We start from the raw sequence: 21,298 nt of genomic DNA on the forward strand, positions 1-21,298 counted from the left end.
GTCTTTCCCGAACGAACTCCCACAACTCTTAGGAGGCGGAATGCGTTTTTCGCGCACTTCCAAAGCACTGGGCATGATGGCAATCGCCGCCATGGCCCTGACCGGTTGCGGCGGCGGCGGGTCCAACACCGCCGGCGGCAGCACCGGTGGCGACGCCAGCAAGGTCATCATCGCCGACGGCTCCGAGCCCCAGCGTCCGCTGATGCCGGCCGACACCAACGAAGTTGGCGGCGGCAAGGTCATGCAGATGATGTTCGCCGGCTTGGTCAGCTATGACCCCAACGGCAAGCCCGTGAACGAACTGGCCGAGTCCATCGAGGGCAAGGATGGCCAGCACTTCACCATCAAGATCAAGAAGGACCAGAAGTTCACCAACGGCGAGGTCATTACGGCCAAGACGTTCGTCGATTCCTGGAACTTCGGCGCGGCTGCCAAGAACGCGCAGCTCAGCGGCAGCTTCTTCGAGTCCATCAAGGGCTACGACGAGGCCAGCAAGGAAGGCTCCACGGTCGAGACCATGTCCGGCCTGAAGGTCGTCGACGACCAGACCTTCACCGTTGAACTCTCGCAGCCGGAATCCGACTGGCCGCTGCGCCTCGGCTACACCGCCTTCGTTCCGGTTCCCTCCGGCGCGCTGAAGGACCCGAAGGGCTTCGGCGAGAAGCCGGTCGGCAACGGCCCGTACAAGATGGCCGACGGCGGCTGGCAGCACAACGTGCAGATCCAGCTCGTTCCGAACCCGGACTACAACGGCCCGCGCAAGGCCAAGAACGCCGGCGTGACGTTCAAGATCTTCCAGAACGACGACGCCGCGTACCAGGACCTGCTGTCCAACAACCTGGACATCCTGCAGACCATCCCCACGAGCGCCTTGAAGAACTTCAAGTCCGACCTGGGCGAGCGCACCATCAACAAGCCGTACGCCGGCATCCAGACCATCGCGATTCCGGAATACCTGCCGGAGTGGAGCGGTGAAGCCGGCAAGCTTCGCCGCCAGGCCCTCTCCATGGCCATCAACCGCGACGAAATCACCAAGGTCATCTTCAGCGGCGCACGCCAGCCCGCCAAGGACTTCACCGCCCCCGTCCTGGACGGCTACAGCGACTCGATCCCGGGTTCCGAGAACCTGAAGTTCGACGCCGCCAAGGCCAAGGATGCCTGGACCAAGGCTGACGGCATCCAGAAGTGGGACGCCGAGAAGACCTTCACCATCGCCTACAACGCCGACAAGGGCGGCCACAAGGCATGGGTCGAGGCTGTAGTGAACCAGCTTAAGAACACCCTCGGCATCAAGGTTGAGGGCAAGCCGTACGCCACCTTCAAGGAAGCCCGCAACGACGGCACCGCGAAGACGCTGACCGGTGCGATCCGCGCCGGCTGGCAGGCCGACTACCCGTCGCTGTACAACTTCCTCGGACCGATCTACAAGACCGGTGCAGGCTCCAACGACGCGAAGTACGCCAACCCGGCGTTCGACAAGGCCATCACCGACGGTCTCTCCGCTTCCTCCGTCAGCGACGGCAACAAGGCCATGAACAAGGCCCAGGAAATCCTCCTGACCGACCTTCCGGCCATCCCGCTGTGGTACCAGGTTGCCCAGGGCGGCTGGAGCGACAAGGTCACCAACGTTGACTACGGCTGGGACGGCGTTCCGCTGTACTACAACGTCACCGGCAAGTAACAACTGAACGACGGCGGGGGCTGCCAGGATTGGGGCCTCCGCCGTTGTTTTGCTTCCACACCGATTTCTCCCCGACGGCCCAAGCCTCGGGCGTACTTTCGCAGCCCTGCGACCCGTGACCATACCGGCGTCGGACTGCACCAATAGTGAAAAGGTTCTTCGATGAACAACTCCGCCGCATCCCTGGACCGGATGCCTGCTGATAAGGGTGTGCTTCGCTGATGGCGACATACATCCTCAAGCGCTTTCTCCAACTGATTCCCGTCTTCCTGGGCGCAACGCTGCTGGTCTACTTCCTGGTCTTCAGCCTCCCCGGCGACCCCATCGTCGCCCTCTTCGGCGACAAGCCGGTCAACGAGGCCGTCGCCGCGAAACTGCGGGCCCAGTACCACCTGGACCAGCCGTTCTGGATCCAATACCTGCTCTACCTGAAGAGCATCTTCACCTTTGACCTCGGCCAGGACTTCTCCGGACGGCCCATCGCCGCGGTGCTTGGCGAGGTCTTCCCCGTCACCGCGCGGCTCGCCGTGATGGCCCTGATCTTCGAGGCCGTCTTCGGCATCATCTTCGGCCTGATCGCCGGTCTCCGCAAGGGCAAGTTCTTCGACGCAACCGTCCTAGTGGCGTCCCTGGTTGTCATCGGCATCCCGATCTTCGTCCTGGGTTTCCTGCTGCAGTTCACCATCGGGGTGCAGCTGGGCTGGGCCAAACCGACCGTCAGCTCGGCGGCCACCGTGCAGGACCTCATCCTGCCGGCCATCGTGCTCGGTCTGGGCTCCTTCGCCTACGTGCTGCGCCTGACCCGCACCTCCGTCATCGAAAACATGAACGCGGACTACGTGCGCACCGCCACCGCGAAGGGCCTGTCCCGCTTCCGGGTGGTCCGGGTGCACATCCTGCGCAACTCCCTGATTCCCGTCATCACCTTCCTTGGCGCGGACCTGGGCAGCCTGATGGGCGGCGCGATCGTCACTGAAGGCATCTTCAACGTGCCCGGCGTCGGCAACCGGCTCTACCGGGCCGTGCTGTCCGGCGAAGGCCCGACGGTGGTCTCGATCGTCACCGTACTGGTGCTGATCTACTGCCTCTCCAACCTGCTCGTTGACCTGCTGTACGCCTGGCTTGACCCGAGGATCCGCTATGACTCCTGATTCCAATACCGCAAGGCCGGACGCTTCGGTGCCCGCCGAGCGCCACATCGAGCACTTCGTTGCCGACTTTGCCGAGACGCCGCTGCAGGCCACGGACAAGGTCAAGGAGGACCAGGCTCCGCTGAGCCTGTGGGCCGAGGCCTGGCGCAACCTGCGCAAGCAGCCGCTGTTCCTGATCTCCGCGTTCCTGATCCTCGTGGTCGTGGCCGTCTCGCTGTTCCCGGGGCTCTTCTCGCCGATCGACCCGTCCTCCGAGGCGTGCCAGCTGGCCAACTCGGACGGGGGCCCCTCGGCCGGGCACCCGCTGGGCTTCACCCAGCAGGGCTGTGACGTGTACGCCCGTGTCATCTTCGGCACCCGCTCCTCAGTCACCGTCGGCCTCTTTACCACCATCGGTGTGCTGGTGATCGGCGGCATCATGGGCGCCTTGGCCGGCTACTACGGCGGCTGGGTCGATGCCGTGCTGGCACGCATCAACGACATCTTCTTCGCCCTGCCGCTGATCCTCGGCGCCATCGTCGTGATGCAGCTGCCGATGTTCCGGGCCAACCGCACCGCCTGGACCCTGGTCCTGATCCTGATGACCTTCGGCTGGCCGCAGATCGCCCGGATCACCCGCGGCGCCGTGATTGAGGTCCGTAACGCGGACTTCGTAACCGCCGCACGCTCCCTCGGCGTCTCCAAGTTCGGCGCCCTGATGCGGCACGTTATGCCGAACTCGCTCGCCCCGATCATCGTGGTGGCCACGATCTCGCTCGGTACCTTCATCGTCGCGGAATCCACGCTGTCCTTCCTCGGCATCGGGCTCCCGCCCAGCGTGATGTCCTGGGGCAACGACATCCAGGCCGCGCAGGCGTCCCTGCGCTCCAACCCGATGCCGCTGCTCTACCCGGCCATCGCTCTCTCCATCACCGTTCTGAGCTTCATCATGCTGGGCGACGCCCTGCGTGATGCTCTCGATCCCAAAGCGCGCAAGCGATGAAAGGGGAAGCCGTGAACGCCCCTGTTGAAATCCGTGAAGAAGGTGCGGCCGCGCAGCGCCCGCTGCTCGAGATCCGGGACCTGGCGATCAGCTTCAAGACCAGCGGCGGCGAGGTCAACGCCGTCCGCAACGCCCACTTGACCGTGATGCCCGGCGAGACCGTGGCGATCGTGGGGGAGTCAGGCTCCGGCAAGTCGACGACGGCGCTGGCCGCCATCGGCCTGCTGCCGAGCAACGGCGCGGTCTCCGGCGGGCAGATCCTGTTCGACGGCGAGGACATTTCGCACGCCAGCGAAAAGCGCATGATCGAGCTCCGCGGAAACAGCATCGGCATGGTCCCGCAGGACCCGATGTCCAACCTGAACCCGGTCTGGAAGATCGGCCAGCAGGTCCGCGAAACGCTGAAGGCCAACGGTCTCCCGGACGGTCCGGACGACGTCGCGAAGGTGCTCTCCCAGGCGGGGCTGCCCGACGCGAGGCGCCGGGCGAAGCAGTACCCGCACGAGTTCTCCGGCGGCATGCGCCAGCGGGCCCTGATCGCGATCGGCCTGTCCTGCCAGCCACGGCTGCTCATCGCCGATGAGCCGACGTCGGCCCTGGACGTCACCGTGCAGCGCCAGATCCTGGACCACCTGGACAAGATGACCACCGAACTCGGCACGGCCGTGCTGCTGATCACCCACGACCTTGGCCTCGCCGCCGAACGTGCCGACAAGGTTGTGGTGATGTACCGCGGCCAGGTCGTGGAGTCCGGGCCATCGCTGGAACTGCTGCAGAACCCGCAGCACCCATACACCCAGCGGCTGGTCGCCTCGGCGCCGTCGCTGGCATCCCGCCGCATCCAGGCCGCAAAGGAGCTGGGCGTCGAGTCCGACGATCTGCTGGCACCGGCCGAGGACGTCGTGGTCGAAGCGTCCATGCCCGAGGACGTGCTCCGGATTGAGAACCTGAAGAAGGTCTTCAAGCTGCGCTCCGGCCTCGGCCGCTCCACCGACTTCACCGCGGTGGACGACGTCTCCTTCAGCGTCAAGCGCGGCACCACGACGGCGATCGTGGGGGAGTCGGGCTCCGGCAAGTCCACCGTGGCGCAGATGGTGCTGAACCTGCTCCAGCCCACCTCGGGCAGGATCGTGTTCGACGGCGTCGACACTTCCACGCTGAACAGCAAGGAAATCTTCGCCTTCCGCCGCCGCGTGCAGCCGATCTTCCAGGACCCCTACGGTTCCCTCGACCCGATGTACAACATCTTCCGGACCATCGAGGAGCCGCTGCGGACCCACAAGATCGGGGACAAGGCCAGCCGCGAGAAGAAGGTCCGCGAACTGTTGGACCAGGTGGCGCTGCCGCAGTCCACCATGCAGCGGTACCCGAACGAGCTCTCCGGCGGCCAGCGCCAGCGTGTCGCGATTGCGCGCGCCCTGGCCCTGGATCCGGAGGTCATCATCTGCGACGAGGCCGTCTCGGCGCTCGACGTGCTGGTCCAGGCCCAGGTGCTGAACCTGCTCGCCGACCTGCAGTCCCGGCTGGGCCTGACCTACCTGTTCATCACCCATGACCTCGCGGTGGTGCGGCAGATCGCGGACCACGTGTGCGTGATGGAGAAGGGCAAGCTCGTCGAGACCGGCTCCACGGACGACGTCTTCGACTCGCCGCAGCAGGACTACACCAAGGCCCTGCTCAACGCCATCCCGGGCGCCCGGCTGATGCTTCCGCCGGAAGTTGCCTGACCGGCAGGCCGGTTAGGGCAGCGGACCGCTAAACAAAGGCCCAGCAGAGGAGCCGGTGTCCACCCCGCGGGGTGGGCACCGGCTCCTTTGTTTGCAGTGTTGCTATGGCCTTGGCGTCTTTAGCTCAGGGCGACGCGGCGGTGTCCTCCGCCCGGATTCCCATCTCCTGCAGCCGCTGGCCCAGCAGCACACCGAGGGCATTGTTGCCCTCGTCGGTCATGTGCAGGCTGTCCGCCAGCAGCCGGGTGAGGTTGTACCGGCTCAGCCAGTCGCCCACGCTGACAAAAGGGATTTCGTGCTTGGCGGCGATGGTGCCGAGCAGGGCGTCGACCTGGGTGCGGCGGCCGCCGCCGTAGTTCGCACCGCGGGCGAGGGTGCCGATCATCAGGAGCTTGCTGCCGGGGTAGCGCTGCTGGAGGCTGGAGATCAGCCGCTCCGCGTTGGCGACGATCTGCGCGTCGGTGGCGCCGCGCGTGGCGTCGTTGCCTCCGCCCTGAATGACCACCAGGGGCGGGGAGCCGTAAGGCAGCTTCCAGTCGCCGCGCTGCAGGGCATCGATGTAGTTGCCGGTCTTGCCGTTCGCGGCGACGAAGCCGGTGCCGCCCAGGCCGCAGAAGAACACGCCGTAACCGGCCTTGCCCAGGCCCTGGCGGGTCCACGCGGTGGGCGGCTCCGACTGCGAGTCGCCGATCAGCACCGCGGTGTGCCGGATATCCTCCACGATCACCTCGTCGCGGCCGTTCGCGGGATTGCGGTACAACGAACCCTCCGGCAGGGACTCCGGGTCCGGGCCGGTGACGAACTGGGACTTCGCGCCCAGACCCGACGCGACGGGTTCGCCCGGGGCGCCGGCGGGGGCGCGGACGGCCTTGCCGCGGGAGTCCTGAACGGCATTGACGCCCGAGGCGGGAGTGGCGTTGGACTGGTTCGGGGCTTGGCCGCAGCCGCCCAAGAGGACGCCGGCGGCGATCATCGGTGCGACGAAGCGGTACCGGGCCGAGGCGTTGCGCATTCAATGTCTCCGGGCTGGCGTGCTGTTATCACAGCCATCATGGGGCATGCCCGGCCGAAAACCAAGTGACCTTGCTCACGTGGCGGGCGTGTTTCTCGCCAGCTGGCACCCCTGCGCCCTCCGCGGACTGCCCCGTTTTTAGGCCAACAAATGCCCTAGCGTCTAGAATGGATGAAGGTGCCCTGTGCCAAAGGGCCGTACCTGTCGTGCGTTCCGGTTGGAAATGTCGCGATACAACAGCTGACTTCACCACTGAATCGAGCAATAACGCATGTCTGAAACCACCACCAACACTGCGGTAGCCACTGCATCGCGCAGTGACCTGCGCAACGTCGCGATCGTGGCCCACGTTGACCACGGCAAGACCACCCTGGTCGACGCCATGCTCAAGCAGACCAACTCCTTTGCCGAGCACAACCACCTCGAAGACCGCGTTATGGACTCCGGTGACCTGGAACGCGAAAAGGGCATCACCATCCTGGCCAAGAACACCACCGTGGCCTACAACGGTCCGTCCTCCAAGGGCGAGACCATCACCATCAACGTGATCGACACCCCCGGCCACGCCGACTTCGGCGGCGAGGTCGAGCGCGGCCTGTCCATGGTCGACGGCGTCGTCCTCCTCGTTGACGCCTCCGAGGGCCCGCTGCCGCAGACCCGCTTCGTGTTGCGCAAGGCCCTGGCCGCGCACCTGCCGGTGATCCTGCTGGTCAACAAGACCGACCGCCCCGACGCGCGGATCGAGGAAGTTGTGCACGAGTCCATGGACCTGCTTCTGGGCCTGGCCTCCGACCTCGCGGACGAAGTTCCGGACCTGGACCTGGACAAAATCCTCAACGTCCCCGTGGTCTACGCCGCCGCCAAGGTCGGCCGCGCCTCCCTCGAGCAGCCCGCCGACGGCACCGCCCCGGAGAACGAGGACCTCGAGCCGCTCTTCCAGGCCATCATCGAGCACATCCCGGCGCCGACTTACAACCCGGAGGGTGTCCTGCAGGCGCACGTCACCAACCTGGACGCTTCGCCGTTCCTGGGCCGCCTCGCGCTGCTGCGTATCTACAACGGCACCCTGCGCAAGGGCCAGACCGTGGCCTGGGCCCGCGCCAACGGCGAGCTCAAGAACGTCAAGATCACCGAACTCCTCGCCACCAAGGCACTGGACCGTGTCCCGGCCGAGTCCGCCGGCCCGGGCGAGATTGTCGCCGTCGCCGGCATCGAGGAAATCACCATTGGTGAGACCCTGACCGACGCCGAGAACCCGCAGCCGCTGCCGCTGATCACCGTGGACGATCCCGCGATCTCCATGACCATCGGTATCAACACCTCGCCGCTGGCCGGCAAGGTCAAGGGCGCCAAGGTCACGGCCCGCCAGGTGAAGGACCGCCTGGACAAGGAACTGATCGGTAACGTCTCCATCAAGGTGCTCCCCACCGAGCGTCCGGATGCCTGGGAAGTCCAGGGCCGCGGCGAGCTTGCGCTGGCCATCCTGGTGGAGCAGATGCGCCGCGAAGGCTTCGAGCTGACCGTCGGCAAGCCGCAGGTTGTCACCAAGACCATCGACGGCAAGATCCACGAGCCGATGGAGCACATGACCATCGACGTGCCCGAAGAGTACCTCGGCGCCGTCACCCAGCTCATGGCCGCCCGCAAGGGCCGCATGACCAACATGGCCAACCACGGCACCGGCTGGTGCCGGATGGAATTCATCGTTCCGGCCCGCGGCCTGATCGGTTTCCGCACCAAGTTCCTCACGGACACCCGCGGCGCCGGCATCGCCGCTTCGATCTCCGAAGGCTACGAGCCGTGGGCCGGCCCGATCGAGTACCGCACCAACGGTTCGATGATCGCCGACCGCGCCGGTGTGGTGACGCCGTTCGCCATGATCAACCTGCAGGAGCGTGGCTCGTTCTTCGTCAAGCCCACTTCCGAGGTCTACGAGGGCATGATCGTCGGCGAGAACTCCCGCGCCGACGACATGGACGTCAACATCACGAAGGAAAAGAAGCTCACCAACATGCGTGCCGCTTCCTCGGACACCTTCGAGAACCTGACGCCCCCGCGCGACCTGACCCTCGAAGAGTCCCTCGAATTCGCCCGCGAGGACGAATGCGTCGAGGTGACCCCGGACGCCATCCGCATCCGCAAGGTCATCCTGGACACCAACGAGCGGGCCAAGGCCAACCGCGCCCGCGCCAAGGTCTAGTCTCAGCGTTTCACGCTGAGGCAAGGGATCCCTTGTGAAGAGAAGAGCTGCCGGTACGGCAGGCGGTATTGCCGCCGCCGTGCCGGCAGCTCTTTTTGCTGCTCTCGCGGGCACCATGCTGCACCGCCAGCACGTGGTGGTTGGCGGCGTGGAGCTGCCCTGGGGTGCTGTGGCCGCACTGGTGCTCCTGGGCGCCGTCGAGTTGTGGCTCGGAGCCGCCTTCCGTTCCCCGCTGCCGGCGGCCGCGTGCGGCGTGGTGTGCTACGCGCTGGCGGGCTGGTGGTCCACGCTGGAGAACGGCCGGCGGCTGATCATCGGCGACCTCGCCGGGAACGTCTGGGTGTACGGGATCGCGGGCGTCACCCTCGTGGTGCTGGCCTGGAGCCGGCGCTTCGGGAGGCGGAGGCGTTAGCGCACTTCGAGGGACATGCCCATCCTTGGTTCATCCGGATGGACATGCCCGTCCTTCGCTGCCGCCCTGGCTGGACATGCCCATCCTTGGTTCCAGGGACTGGACATATGTGCACTATGTGCATTGCTCGGGCCGTGCAAGGGGCATGTCCGTCGTTCTCACCACCCGGGGGAGGGGCATGTCCCCGAGTGCCGTTTGGGCGGCTACATGGTTGTGCACATAGCGGAATCCGGGGCTGTCCTGGTCGGCCCGGGATCGAAACCATGGTGCGCATGGTCAAAATCAATGAGGTCATGTCCAAGTACGACGGGGTTGCCCGCGCAAAGCATCTCTCGGCCGCGGGGATTTCCGGCTTTCAGCTTCGGACCGCCCTGGCAGACGGCGCCGTCGCGCGCGTGTCCCGCGGCGTGTACGCACTTCCGGGTGCAGACCAGCTCCTGGTCGCCATCCGCTCCCTGCCCGCCGAGCCCGCGTGCGTCAGCGCGGCCCATTTCGGCGGCCTTTGGGTCCTCGAAGAGCCCCAACAGCCGCACGTCGCACTGACCCATAGCCGACGCTATTCGGGCTTTGTCTGCCACCGGTCGGCGCACCCGCCAACCCTGCTGGACACCGTGGTTCAGAGCCTCCGCTGCCTGCCGGAGTTGGAGGGTCTCGTGATTGCCGAATCCGCCGTCGCCCTCAAGGGTCTTCCCCTCACGTCCCTAAGACTGCGGCTGGCCGGCCGGAGTGACTCCCGGGAGCGCAGGATTGTCGCGGCCATCGTTCCGCAGTCGCAATCGATCATCGAGTGCCTCGCGCGGTTCCACCTTCGGCGCGCAGGCTTCCACGTTGAGTCCCAGGTCAACATCCCGGGAATGGGCCACCTGGACCTCAAGGTCGACGGCAGGCTCGGAATAGAGACTGACGGTGCCGGCTTTCACATGGACCGGGCGAGTTTTGAGGAGGACCGACGACGGTGGAACGTCACCACCAGATTGGGGATTCCCACCTTGGTCGTCACCTATCCGCTGCTCAAATACCGCCCGGAAGAATTCATTGCCATGGTCCGCCAGGCGTTGACCCGGCTTTCCGCGGCCGCGTGAGTCATGGCGCCTCGGAATCGGTACCTTCTGTGCAGCGGGCAATGGGCATGTCCGTCGGCGCGCCAGGGAATGGGCATGTCCACCGTGCAGGCCAGAGGAGGGGCGTGTCCGGCTTGGGCGCTCTGGGGGATTGGGCATGTCCACCGTGCAGGTCAGAGGAGGGGCATGTCCGGCCTGGGCGCTCTGGGGGATTGGGCATGTCCACCGTGCAGGTCAGCGGATGGACATAACTACATTATGTCCATCCCGGGCGCCAGGGGATGGGCATGCCCGTTCCCGGGGCCAGGCGCTGGCGCCAGGAGATGGGCATGCCCGATGCCGGTGCCAGGCGATGGGCATGTCCGTCGGGAGGGCTAGGAAAAGTTCCGCGGGCCCCGCCGCGGCGGGGCTGGCGGGACCTCTTTGGCGGCTACCACCAGCGCGAGGGGGACTACGACGTCGGCCCGCCGGGTGCGGACGGTGCACTCGCTGCCGGTGCGCGCCACCAGCTCTCCCAGCGCGTCGGTCAGCCCGCCCTCAATCCGGTAGCGCACCACCACGCGCGTCCCCAGCCGGGCCTGGGAGAGGAACTGCGGCGGCGGGATGGCTGAACTCACCCTTCCATCGTAGGGCGCGCGGGGTGTGTGACGCCCGGCTAGGTTCGCGGGATCAGGCTGGGAGATAATAGGCTCAGAAGTCAGCAGCCCGGCGCTCAGGCCGGGAGCAAGATCCGGCGGGACGCCGGAACCAACGTGGAGAGGCCAGGGACGTGACGTACGTAATCGCGCAGCCGTGTGTAGATGTCAAAGACAAGGCATGCATCGAAGAATGCCCGGTCGATTGCATCTACGAGGGTGAGCGTTCCCTGTACATCCACCCGGACGAGTGCGTGGACTGCGGCGCCTGCGAGCCGGTCTGCCCGGTCGAGGCCATCTATTACGAGGATGACACCCCGGAGGAGTGGGCCGATTACTACAAAGCCAACGTCGAGTTCTTCGACGTCCTCGGCTCGCCGGGCGGCGCCGCCAAGATCGGCAACACCCACACCGACCACCCCATGATCGCCGCGCTGCCGCCGCAGAACCAAGACAACTAGGACGGCCCTCCGGTGACTTCCGCGGTGCGCAGTTTCGGCCTCAGCCTGCCCGACTACCCGTGGGAGGCGATGGCGCCGTACCTCGCGCGCGCCGCGGCGCACCCCGGGGGAGCGGCCAACCTCTCGATCGGCACCCCGGTCGACGACACCCCTGACCTTATTCAGGAGGCGCTCCGGGCGGCGGCCAACGCCCCCGGCTACCCGACGGTGCACGGCACGCCGGCGCTCCGGGAAGCGATCGCGGCCTGGTTTGACCGCCGCCGCGGCGTCCCCGGACTCGACCCGCAGAACGTGATGCCCACCGTCGGGTCCAAGGAACTTGTGGCCTGGCTGCCGTTCCTGCTCGGCCTCAAGCCGGGCGACGTCGTCGTCCGGCCCACCGTCGCGTACCCCACCTACGACATCGGGGCCACCTTCGCCGGCGCCGAGCATGTGGCCGCTGACGACCTGGACGAACTCGATGCCGACACCCGGTCCCGGGTCCGGCTCGTCTGGGTTAACTCTCCGGCCAATCCCACCGGCGCCGTCCGCGACGCGGCGTCCCTGCACCGGCTCGTCGGCCAGGCCCGGGACATCGGCGCCGTCGTCGCCTCGGACGAGTGCTACGCCGAACTCGGCTGGGGCGAATGGGACGTCCAGCGCGGCGGGCAGCCGGTCCCCAGCATCCTGGACCCCCGGGTTGCCGGCGGCTCCCACGAGGGCCTGCTGGCCGTCTACTCCCTGAGCAAGCAGTCCAACCTGGCCGGCTACCGCGCGTCCTTCGTGGCAGGAGACGGCGCGATCATGACCAACCTGGTCAACAGCCGCAAGCACGCGGGCATGATTGTGCCCTACCCGGTCCAGGAGGCCATGCGGGTGGCCCTCGGCGATGACGGGCATGTGGCGGCACAGAAGGACCTGTACCGCGGGCGCCGCGAGCGGATCGTCCCGGCGCTGGAGCGTTTTGGGCTCACCATCCACGAATCCCGGGCCGGCCTCTACCTGTGGGCCACCGCGGGGGAGGCCACCTGGGACACCGTCGGCAGGCTCGCCGACCGCGGCATTGTGGTGGGACCCGGGGTCTTCTACGGTGACGCCGGCCACGGCTTCATCCGGGTGGCGCTGACCGCCACGGACGAGCGGATCGACGCCGCCGTCGAACGGCTGGCTACGGGACCGTAACAATGCTGTGATGCGGGCCACAAGATGCGCGATTTGGACGCTTTGAAGAAGCTCCGGATTAGTGCCACCCGCGAACTGGCGGTAGTTTTTAACTGACTATCAATGGTGGCTTTCCACAAGAAGGCAGCGCAGCCGTTGGAATCCGTGTCCAGATACAGGTTCCGTGGGCCGCTTCACCAGATGTTGGATCAAGCTTTCAACAGGGGCCCTGACGCCTCATGAGGAGAATCCATGACTGAGACCACCAGCGCAACCCTGCGTCATGCGGGCGGCGAGCTCGAGCTCCCCCGCATCAAGGTTGTTGAAGGGAACGAAGGCTACGACGTTTCCAAGCTGCTGAAGCAGACCGGCGCCGTCGCCTTCGACCCCGGTTTCATGAACACCGCGGCCACCACCTCGGCCATCACGTACATCGACGGCGACGCCGGCATCCTGCGCTACCGGGGCTACCCGATCGAGCAGCTCGCCCAGCACTCCAGCTTCCTGGAAGTCTCCTACCTGCTGATCTACGGCAACCTGCCGACCCCGGCCGAGCTGGAGGCTTTTGACCAGCGGATCCGCCACCACACCCTGCTGCACGAGGAGCTCAAGGGCTTCTTCAGCGGCTTCCCGCGCGATGCCCACCCGATGCCGGTGCTGTCCTCCGCCGTGTCCGCGCTGTCCACGTTCTACCAGGATTCGCTGGACCCGTTCAACGCCGAGCAGGTTGAGGTCTCCACCTACCGGCTGCTGGCCAAGATGCCGGTCATCGCCGCCTACGCGCTGAAGAAGTCCGTCGGCCAGCCGATGCTGTACCCGGACAACTCCCACAACCTCGTGGAGAACTTCCTGCGCCTGAGCTTCGGCCTCCCCGCCGAGCAGTACGAGGTGGACCCGGTGGTCGCCAAGGCCCTGGACCTGCTGCTGATCCTGCACGCGGACCACGAGCAGAACTGCTCCACCTCCACCGTGCGGCTGGTCGGCTCCTCCAACGCCAACCTCTTCGCCTCCGTCTCCGCGGGCATCAACGCCCTCTTCGGACCCGCCCACGGCGGCGCCAACGAGGCCGTCCTCAAGATGCTGCGCCAGATCCAGGCCGACGGCATCAAGCCCGAGGACTACATGGAGAAGGTTAAGAACAAGGAAGACGGCGTCCGCCTGATGGGCTTCGGGCACCGGGTCTACAAGAACTACGACCCGCGCGCCAAGATCGTCAAGGCCACGGCCCACGAGATCCTCAGCAAGCTCGGCGGCAACGACGAACTGCTGGAGATCGCGCTCCGCCTCGAAGAGAAGGCCCTGCAGGACGACTACTTCATCGAGCGCAAGCTCTACCCGAACGTGGACTTCTACACCGGCCTGATCTACAAGGCCATGGGCTTCCCGGAGAAGATGTTCACCGTGCTGTTCGCGATCGGCCGCCTGCCGGGCTGGATCGCCCAGTGGCGTGAAATGATCAGCGACCCGAACACCAAGATCGGCCGCCCGCGGCAGCTCTACACGGGTGAACCGGAACGGAACTACCCCGCCGTCTAAGGCACAGGCAAACCACGACGCCGGCCGCCCACCTCGAGCACGAGGAGCGCGGCCGGCGTCGTTCGTTGTGCCGCATGTGGTGCTGGAGTTGCGCGTGTGAACGGCGTGGGAAATCCGCCAGCGGGCACGTCCGTGCTAAAAAGGGCTAATGCCCAAATTTGTCGACGCTGCTTTGCGGCGCCAGGAAGTTGTTGAAGCCGTCTTCAGAATTGTCGCGGCAGACGGGCTCGAGCGGGCCTCCCTCCGCGAGGTCGCCGACGAAGCGGATCTGGCCGTGGGCTCCGTGCGGCACTACTTTGCCAGCAGCGATGAACTCCTGGCCCACTCCTTCGGCGTTGTGGTGGACCGTATTGCCGGCCGGCTGGACACCGCGGAGGCGCGGCTGGCGGGAACCGCCCCCGGCACCAAGGAGCACCGCAGCGGCGTGTTAACCCTGCTGGGGGAACTGCTGCCGCTGGACGAGGAACGTGCCGTCGACGCCTGCGTCTGGATGGCCTTCAAAAACGCGGCCCGCACCAGGCCGTTCCTGGCCCCGGAGGCGGACCGCAGCCACCGTACGGTGGCCGCCGTCGTCGGCCGGTTGATGATGGACCTGGCGGCGGCCCGGGACGGCGACGCGGACGGGCCGGACCGGCAACAGCTCGTCACCGAGGCCGAGCGGCTGCTGGCCACTCTGGACGGGCTCACCATGCACGCCCTGCTGCAGCCGGAGTGGATGACGGCACAAATGTGCCACGATGTACTCGAAGCCCATCTGGCCAGCCTGGGCGGCCGCGGCACCAGCCATTAACGTGCGCAGCCTTCAGGAATAGACTGGAAAAGTACGTCTTGCCAAGGGAGGCAATCGGATGCACCACACAGGCGGGCCCGGCTGGCGGATCACCATGGACACCTCCGGACCGCTGCTCATAGCACTGTACGTCCGAGACGCGGCCGGCCTCGAAGCCGTCGGCCATCCCGCACTCTGCCACGCGGCCCCGAAGATCCGTGCCTCGGACCATTCGCACCTGATCGACGAGGTGGGCGGCATCAGCGCCCTGAAGACCGAGTGGGAGGCCTGGTGGGCGCAGCTGCTGAAGGCCCATCCGGAGATGGAACCTGAGCTGGGCCCGCCCGGGTTCCGCGCCTTCGGGAACTCGCCGGCGCTGCGCCGGGTGCTGCAGGCGCACTTCGGGGCGGCCCTCAGCTGGGCCCGCGAACGCCGGGGGGAGTACCTGGCCCTGGAGGCCGAGCGCGACGCCAGCGGGGCCACCGGAGTGCTCGCCGACCTGGTGGAAGACCGGTTGCTGGAAGTCGGCCGGGCCGCACAGGATTTTGAGCTGACCATCATCGAGCTTCCGCTGGCCGAGCCGCGGGCCTGGTACTTGGAGCCGGACAAAATCATCATGAGCTCGGCGCTGCTCTCCGAGCCGGAGCTGTTCCGCAGCTACGTCCAGCCGGTGGTAGAACTGCTGGCCTGAAGCCGGCAGCGTCCGCCTACGGTGGGGGTTCCCCGGCGACCGTGATGGCCACCTGCCCCGCCGGAGCGTCCGCGGCCTGCCATCCGTTGTGGGACGCCCGGTCCCAGCTCCGCCCGTCCACCCTGACCTCGGTGATCGAGAGTGCCTTGGCGTTGGCCACCGCCCACTGCGCGACCGCCCACCCCCGGGTGTCCTGCGCCTGCACCGTGACCGTCCGCCCGGCCGCAGTCGCCGGGATGGCTCCGAAAGACGCTGCCAGGTGCTGCTGGAGCAGCCCGGCGTCCCCGGCCTCGTCCGGGCTGCGCAGCGAGCAGTCGAGGCCCTGCGACGTGTGGCCGGTCAGGGCGGAGGCGAAGGCCCGGGCCATTCCCTCGTGCTGGGCGTAGGCGCCGGGATAAGCCGAGCGCTGGACTTTCTGGGCCGCCTCGGTGATGGGGATGACCTCGTACCCCGGGACCTTCACCAGCGCATCGTAGAAGGCGTTGGTGGCGTGGTACGGGTCCATCACCTCCTCCTCCGTGCCCCAGCCCTGGGAGGGCCGCTGCTGGAACAGCCCCCGCGAGTCCGGGCCGGCCTGGTCGCCATGGCCGATGTTGCGCAGCTTCGACTCCTGCATGGAGGTGGCCAGCGCGATGCTGGCAGCGCGGGCGGGCAACCCGCGCTGGACCGCGGTGGCACCGATAAGGGCGGCGTTGGCTGCCTGGTCGGTGGCGAGATCGTCGCCGCCGGAACCTTCCGCGGTGCAGCGCTCGGTAATCAGGGTCTCGGAGCGCCGCAGGAATTCCACTGCCGTATAGACGGCGCCTGCCACCATGGCCAAGGCCAGCAACAGCACGATCCGACGGCGCCAGCCACCTCTACGTGCCACGTAAAAACTCCCTCGGGCCCTTTCCGGGCCGGTCCAGTCTGCCGCCGGTCTCTGACCGGCGGGTGCCTAGTTGGCGTGCAGAGCCTCGTTGAGCTCGACGGTCTGCCCCTTGCGCGGCAGGACTTCGACCTCGCCGCTGGAGGAGTTGCGGCGGAAGAGCAGGTTCGGGACGCCGGAGAGTTCCACGGCCTTGACGATCCGGCTGGTGTCCTCGCCGTCGGCGTCCTTCTGCCCGACCACACGCACCCGGGTGCCGGCCGTGACGTAGAGGCCGGCCTCGACGACGCAGTCGTCGCCGATGCTGATGCCCACCCCGGAGTTGGCGCCGAGCAGCACACGTTCGCCCAGGGAGATCTTTTCCTTGCCGCCGCCGGAGAGGGTCCCCATGATGGAGGCGCCGCCGCCGACGTCGGAACCGTCACCGGCCACCACACCGGCGGAGATCCGGCCCTCGACCATGGAGGTACCCAGGGTGCCGGCGTTGAAGTTCACGAAGCCCTCGTGCATCACGGTGGTGCCTTCGGCGAGGTGCGCACCGAGGCGGACCCGATCGGCGTCGGCGATCCGGACGCCGGAGGGGATGACGTAGTCGACCATCCGCGGGAACTTGTCCACGCCGTAGACGGTCACGGCACCGCGGCGGCGCAGCCGCGCGCGGGTCAGTTCGAAGTCCTCGACGGCGGCAGGGCCGAAGTTGGTCCACACGACGTTGGGCAGCTTGCCGAAAATGCCGTCCAGGTTGATGCTGTTCGGGCGCACGAGGCGGTGCGAGAGCAGGTGCAGGCGCAGGTAGGCATCCGCGGTGTCGGCCGGGGCCTCTTCGAGGTGGGCCTGGACGAAGACGACTTTCTGCTCGGTGCCGCGGTCCGCGTCGTCGCCGGCCGCGGCGATCTCCAGCAGGGACTGGTCAGCGTTGGCCACGTCCCGCAGGCTCTCCGCCGCGGTCCCGAGCGCCGGCGCCGGGAACCAGACGTCCAGCACGGTGGCCTCACCGTTGCGGGTGGCGATGGTCGCGATGCCGTAGCCGTAGGCGGAGCGGGAGTCGTCGGGCACGGCGGCAGAAACGGTTTCAGTCATGGCCCCAAGTCTATAGACGGCCCCCGCGCTCCCCGAAACCGGTGACGGCCCGGGGCGGGGGCGGGAGGGCATATACAGTGGAACGGTGACTGAGCATACTGCCCCCGCCCGCCTGGACCTGCGCCAGGACGTTGCCCTGCTGACCGCGGACATCATCGACATCTTCAGCGTCTCGGGGGAGGAGGGCCGGCTCGCCGACGCCGTCGAGCACGCGCTCCGTGCCATCCCGCAGCTGGAGCTGGTCCGCGACGGCGACGCGATGATCGCCCGCACCAGCCTGGGCCGTACCGAGCGGGTCATCCTCGCCGGGCACCTGGACACCGTCCCGCTGCCGAGCACCGAGGGCGCACTGGGCACCGTCCCGTCCTACTGGCCCTCCGGGGCTCCGGGGGAGGGCATCCTGTACGGGCGCGGGGCCACCGACATGAAGAGCGGCGTCGCGGTGCAGCTCGCCCTCGCGGCCGGCCTGTTCGACGGCGGTGCGGAGCCGGACAAGGACGTGACGTTCGTCTTCTATGACCACGAGGAAGTCGAGGGCGTCAAGAGCGGGCTCGGCCGGCTGGTCCGCAACCACGGGGCGCTGCTGGAGGGCGACTTCGCGATTCTGCTCGAACCCACAGACGGCACGGTGGAGGGCGGCTGCAACGGCACGATCCGGTTCGAGGCGACCACCCTCGGCGAGGCCGCCCACTCGGCGCGGGCCTGGATGGGCAGCAACGCCATCCACGCCGCGGCCCCGATCCTGGACCGGCTGGCCGCCTACGAACCGCGGACCGTCACCGTCGACGGCCTCGACTACCGCGAGAGCCTGAATGCGGTGAAGATCCACGGCGGCACCGCCGGAAACGTCATCCCGGACCGCTGCGTGGTGGAGATCAATTACCGGTTCGCCCCGGACAAGTCCATGGCGCAGGCGGAGGAACACGTCCGCGAACTGCTGGCCGGCTTCGACCTTGTCCGCACCGACGGCGCCGCCGGGGCCCGCCCCGGCCTGAACCACCCCGCCGCAGCCTCCTTCGTGGCCGCCGTCGGGGCCGAGCCGAAGCCCAAGTACGGCTGGACCGACGTCGCCCGTTTCAGCGAACTCGGCGTCCCCGCCGTGAATTTCGGCCCGGGCGATGCACTGCTGGCCCACAAGGACGATGAACACGTCGACGCCGAGGCGATCCGGGTGTGCCTGCGGGCCCTGCGGAGCTGGCTGGGCGTGTAGCCGTCCGCCAAGGCCCCAAGGCCCCAAGGCCCCAAGGCCCCAAGGCCCCAAGGCCCCAAGGCCCCAAGGCCCCAAGGCCCCAAGGCCCCAAGGCCCCAAGGCCCCAGGGCCCCAGGGCCCCCGGGGACGCGTTAAACGGTGAAGGTCCGGAACCCCGGCGGGGTTCCGGACCTTTATCCGTTGGGGCGCTCTGCCCGTGCGGCCTACTTGGCCGGGGCGGTGCCCGCCACCGGCACGTGGGCCATGCCGCCGGCGGCCTTCTTGGAGCCGCGCTTCTCGATCCAGATCGCGATGCGGGACACCGCCAGGTTGATCGCGATGTAGATCGCCGCGGCCACGAAGAATACCGGGAACAGGAACTGGGGACCCAGGAAGTCGGCCATGACCTGGACGGCGCGGAGCAGCTCGCCGTAGGCCACGATGTAGCCGAGCGAGGTGTCCTTGAGGAGCACCACCAGCTGAGCCACGAGCGAGGGCAGCATCCGGCGGATGGCCTGCGGCAGCTCGATGGTCAGCCGCGACTGGAAGCTCGTCAGGCCGATGGCGAGGCCGGCCTCACGCTGTCCCTTGGGCAGCGACTGGATGCCGGCGCGGATGATCTCGGCGAAGATGGCCGAGTTGTACAGGACCAGGCCTGCCACCACGGCGATGAAGGAGCTAGTCGCGAAGACGAGCAGCACAAACAGCATCATCAAGACCACCGGCATGCCGCGCAGGAACTCCAGCACAATCCGGGTGGGGATGCGGATCCAGGCGAGGTCGGAGATCCGCATTAGGCACAGCAGCAGGCCCAGCGGGAAGGCGATGACAGCCGAGACCGCGGCGGCGCTGAGGGTGGCGCCGATGCCGTTGGCGATCAGCGTCCAGACGTCGGCCTGGCCGAAGATGGCCCAGCGGCGGCCCTCGAAAATGCCCTGCTGGGCGAGGGTCATGACGGCCAGCACCACGAGGGCGCCGATCACGATCACGCCGATGATCGAGCCGATGAGGGAAACGCGGCGGGCCTTGGGACCCGGGACGTCGTAGAGAACGGAGCTCATCGTGCGATCGCCACCTTTCGTTCAACCACGTTGGCGAGGTAGCCAAGCGGGACGGTAATCAGCAGGTAGAAGAACGCGACGCCGACCAGGACCCACATCACGGCGTCGCCGTGGTCGTTGGCCAGCTGCTTGCCGTAGCCGAAGAGTTCCAGCACGTAGAACGCGCCGGCGACAGAGGAGTTCTTCACCAGGGCGATCAGGATGTTGATCAGCGGCGGGATCACTGTGCGCACGGCCTGCGGAAGGATAATCAGGGAAAGCACCTGGCTGAACTTCATGCCGATGCTGCGGGCGGCCTCGGCCTGGCCGACCGGGACGCTGTTGACGCCGGAGCGTACGGCCTCGGCGATGAAGGCCGAGGTGTAGGCGCTCAGTGCGATAATGGCGGCGACTTCGAACTGCTGGAACGTAACGCCCAGGCGGGGCAGCACCACGGCGGCGAAGAAGAAGGCGATGGTCAACGGGGTGTTCCGGACCACCTCCACGTAGGCCATGCTGAAGCCGCGCAGCGCCGCGATGGGGGAGACCCGGGCGGCGGCGAGCAGGGTGCCGAAAATGAGGGCGAAGATTCCCGAGACCACTGCCAGGAAGAGGGTTCTGAGAAAGCCGTCCCAGTACTGGGGCAGGCTTTCAATGATGACGTCCATAAGTTCCTTCAGCTGCGTTGAGGGGATTCAAGCGTTAGCAGGGGTGTGGCGGCCGCCGGGGCGCGCAAGTCGCTTCGCTCCGGCGACCGCCACAGCCGGCTTAGTAGCGGTTGATGGCGGGGAGCTTCGGGGCCGTCTTGATGACGGCGCCGGCGGTAGCTTCCCAGGCCTTCTTGTAGGAACCGTCCTTGTCGAAGGCTTCGAGCTGGTCGTTGATCCAGCTGCGGAAGACCTTGTCGTCCTTCTTCAGGCCGATGCCATAAGGCTCCTTGGTGAAGGTCTCGTCGGAGGCGAGCTTGAAGGCATCCGGCTCCTTGTTGACAAACCCGGCGAGGATGACGTTGTCGGTGGTGATAGCTTCGACCTGCTTGTTGCGCAGCGGCTCAAGGCAGGCGGAGTACGTCGCGGCCGGGACCAGGACTGCTCCGTACTTCTCCACGATGGTGGAGGCGGGGGTGGAGCCGGTCACGGAGCAGACGTTCTTGCCCTTGACGTCTTCGGGCTTGGTGATGGAGTTGTTGTCCTTGTTCACCATCAGGGCCTGGCCTGCCTCGTAGTACGGGCCGGCGAAGTCGACTTCGGTCTTGCGCTTGTCGTTGATCGTGTAGGTGGCGACGATGATGTCGACCTTGCCCTGCTTGATGAACTGCTCGCGGTTGGCGGAAACCGTCTCAACCCACTCGATTTTGTCAGCGGAGATGCCGAGCTTGGCGGCGATCAGCTTGCCGATCTCGACGTCGAAGCCCACCGGCTTGCCGTCGAGGCCCTTCTGGCCGAACAGCGGCTGGTCAAACTTGGTGCCGATGGTGATTTTGCCGGCGGACGAAAGCTTTGCCATGGTGCTGTCGGCGGCGAAGCTCGGCTTCTCGGCTACGGGCGGATTGGTAGTGGAGGAGCTGCCGCCGCAGGCGCTCAGGCTCAGGGCCAGAGCTGCGGATGCGGCAACCAGAAGGGATTTCCTTCGGGTCAAAAATGCCATCATGACATTCCTTTCATTG

Annotated in this window: 20 protein-coding genes; 13 read left to right on the forward strand and 7 right to left on the reverse strand. The window is 67.0% G+C overall.

The annotated features are described in order from the left end of the window. Positions 1–40: 40 nt before the first annotated feature. The 4 genes from E7Y32_RS10060 to E7Y32_RS10075 all read left to right on the forward strand — a co-directional run bounded on the left by E7Y32_RS10060 (position 41) and on the right by E7Y32_RS10075 (position 5,541). Positions 41–1,681 (forward strand): ABC transporter substrate-binding protein, encoded by a 1,641-nt coding sequence (locus E7Y32_RS10060; protein WP_146336994.1) that lies wholly within the window; start codon positions 41–43, stop codon positions 1,679–1,681. 221 nt (positions 1,682–1,902) lie between these two features. Further along, complete coding sequence (locus E7Y32_RS10065) at positions 1,903–2,832, forward strand: ABC transporter permease (RefSeq protein ID WP_146336995.1); 930 nt, start codon at positions 1,903–1,905, stop codon at positions 2,830–2,832. After that, the gene (locus E7Y32_RS10070) at positions 2,822–3,814 is read left to right on the forward strand and encodes an ABC transporter permease (RefSeq protein ID WP_146336996.1); all 993 of its coding nucleotides are present in this window, start codon (positions 2,822–2,824) and stop codon (positions 3,812–3,814) included. Before E7Y32_RS10065 ends, E7Y32_RS10070 begins: the two co-directional genes overlap by 11 nt. Continuing rightward, positions 3,811–5,541: an ABC transporter ATP-binding protein gene (locus E7Y32_RS10075; RefSeq protein ID WP_146336997.1), complete on the forward strand. Its 1,731-nt coding sequence runs from the start codon at positions 3,811–3,813 to the stop codon at positions 5,539–5,541. The genes E7Y32_RS10070 and E7Y32_RS10075 overlap by 4 nt, the downstream gene beginning before the upstream one ends. Before the next feature lie 124 nt (positions 5,542–5,665). Here the strand turns inward: E7Y32_RS10075 and E7Y32_RS10080 are convergent, their stop codons facing one another. Next, complete coding sequence (locus tag E7Y32_RS10080) at positions 5,666–6,553, reverse strand: SGNH/GDSL hydrolase family protein (RefSeq protein WP_146336998.1); 888 nt, start codon at positions 6,551–6,553, stop codon at positions 5,666–5,668. A gap of 271 nt (positions 6,554–6,824) precedes the next feature. Between E7Y32_RS10080 and typA the strand changes: the two genes are divergently transcribed. From typA to E7Y32_RS10095, 3 genes are all read left to right on the forward strand, one after another. Beyond that, positions 6,825–8,753 carry a translational GTPase TypA gene (gene typA / locus E7Y32_RS10085; RefSeq protein ID WP_146336999.1) on the forward strand — a complete coding sequence of 643 codons (1,929 nt, stop codon included), beginning with the start codon at positions 6,825–6,827 and terminating at the stop codon, positions 8,751–8,753. Between the two features lie 34 nt (positions 8,754–8,787). Continuing rightward, on the forward strand, positions 8,788–9,165 hold the full coding sequence (locus E7Y32_RS10090; protein WP_261382401.1) for a hypothetical protein: 378 nt from the start codon (positions 8,788–8,790) through the stop codon (positions 9,163–9,165). A 272-nt stretch (positions 9,166–9,437) separates the two neighbouring features. Continuing rightward, positions 9,438–10,247, forward strand: a complete 810-nt coding sequence (locus E7Y32_RS10095) for a type IV toxin-antitoxin system AbiEi family antitoxin domain-containing protein (RefSeq protein WP_146337000.1) — start codon at positions 9,438–9,440, stop codon at positions 10,245–10,247. Positions 10,248–10,600: 353 nt separating this feature from the next. Here E7Y32_RS10095 and E7Y32_RS10100 read toward each other — a convergent pair whose 3' ends face one another. Beyond that, entirely contained in the window at positions 10,601–10,843 is a 243-nt protein-coding gene (locus E7Y32_RS10100; RefSeq protein WP_186466971.1) for a hypothetical protein, read from the reverse strand. Positions 10,844–10,995: 152 nt separating this feature from the next. Here E7Y32_RS10100 and fdxA point away from each other — a divergent pair, with 152 nt between their 5' ends. From fdxA to E7Y32_RS10125, 5 genes are all read left to right on the forward strand, one after another. Further along, a complete protein-coding gene (gene fdxA, locus E7Y32_RS10105) occupies positions 10,996–11,322 on the forward strand; it encodes a ferredoxin (RefSeq protein ID WP_056737938.1) in 327 nt (108 codons plus the stop codon). Positions 11,323–11,334: 12 nt separating this feature from the next. Then, positions 11,335–12,483, forward strand: a complete 1,149-nt coding sequence (dapC, locus tag E7Y32_RS10110; RefSeq protein ID WP_146337001.1) for a succinyldiaminopimelate transaminase — start codon at positions 11,335–11,337, stop codon at positions 12,481–12,483. Between the two features lie 231 nt (positions 12,484–12,714). After that, positions 12,715–13,998 carry a citrate synthase gene (locus E7Y32_RS10115; RefSeq protein WP_146337002.1) on the forward strand — a complete coding sequence of 428 codons (1,284 nt, stop codon included), beginning with the start codon at positions 12,715–12,717 and terminating at the stop codon, positions 13,996–13,998. Positions 13,999–14,146: 148 nt separating this feature from the next. After that, complete coding sequence (locus E7Y32_RS10120; protein ID WP_146337003.1) at positions 14,147–14,788, forward strand: TetR/AcrR family transcriptional regulator; 642 nt, start codon at positions 14,147–14,149, stop codon at positions 14,786–14,788. A gap of 58 nt (positions 14,789–14,846) precedes the next feature. Then, on the forward strand, positions 14,847–15,458 hold the full coding sequence (locus E7Y32_RS10125) for a hypothetical protein (RefSeq protein WP_146337004.1): 612 nt from the start codon (positions 14,847–14,849) through the stop codon (positions 15,456–15,458). Positions 15,459–15,474: 16 nt separating this feature from the next. Here the strand turns inward: E7Y32_RS10125 and E7Y32_RS10130 are convergent, their stop codons facing one another. Both E7Y32_RS10130 and dapD read right to left on the reverse strand, forming a co-directional pair. Then, positions 15,475–16,326, reverse strand: coding sequence for a hypothetical protein (locus E7Y32_RS10130; protein WP_395940415.1), 852 nt, complete (start codon positions 16,324–16,326; stop codon positions 15,475–15,477). A gap of 66 nt (positions 16,327–16,392) precedes the next feature. Continuing rightward, entirely contained in the window at positions 16,393–17,403 is a 1,011-nt protein-coding gene (dapD, locus tag E7Y32_RS10135; protein ID WP_146337005.1) for a 2,3,4,5-tetrahydropyridine-2,6-dicarboxylate N-succinyltransferase, read from the reverse strand. Positions 17,404–17,488: 85 nt separating this feature from the next. Between dapD and dapE the strand changes: the two genes are divergently transcribed. After that, positions 17,489–18,613 carry a succinyl-diaminopimelate desuccinylase gene (dapE, locus tag E7Y32_RS10140; RefSeq protein WP_146337006.1) on the forward strand — a complete coding sequence of 375 codons (1,125 nt, stop codon included), beginning with the start codon at positions 17,489–17,491 and terminating at the stop codon, positions 18,611–18,613. Between the two features lie 203 nt (positions 18,614–18,816). On the opposite strand, the gene E7Y32_RS10150 is transcribed toward dapE, so the two are convergent. The 3 genes from E7Y32_RS10150 to E7Y32_RS10160 all read right to left on the reverse strand — a co-directional run bounded on the left by E7Y32_RS10150 (position 18,817) and on the right by E7Y32_RS10160 (position 21,282). Next, on the reverse strand, positions 18,817–19,653 hold the full coding sequence (locus E7Y32_RS10150; protein WP_146337007.1) for an amino acid ABC transporter permease: 837 nt from the start codon (positions 19,651–19,653) through the stop codon (positions 18,817–18,819). Then, the gene (locus tag E7Y32_RS10155) at positions 19,650–20,300 is read right to left on the reverse strand and encodes an amino acid ABC transporter permease (RefSeq protein WP_146337008.1); all 651 of its coding nucleotides are present in this window, start codon (positions 20,298–20,300) and stop codon (positions 19,650–19,652) included. The genes E7Y32_RS10150 and E7Y32_RS10155 overlap by 4 nt, the downstream gene beginning before the upstream one ends. Positions 20,301–20,400: 100 nt before the next feature. After that, positions 20,401–21,282 carry a glutamate ABC transporter substrate-binding protein gene (locus E7Y32_RS10160; RefSeq protein WP_146337009.1) on the reverse strand — a complete coding sequence of 294 codons (882 nt, stop codon included), beginning with the start codon at positions 21,280–21,282 and terminating at the stop codon, positions 20,401–20,403. Positions 21,283–21,298: the final 16 nt, after the last annotated feature.

This window comes from Arthrobacter sp. UKPF54-2, assembly GCF_007858535.1.
Classification (GTDB): Bacteria; Actinomycetota; Actinomycetes; order Actinomycetales; family Micrococcaceae; genus Arthrobacter.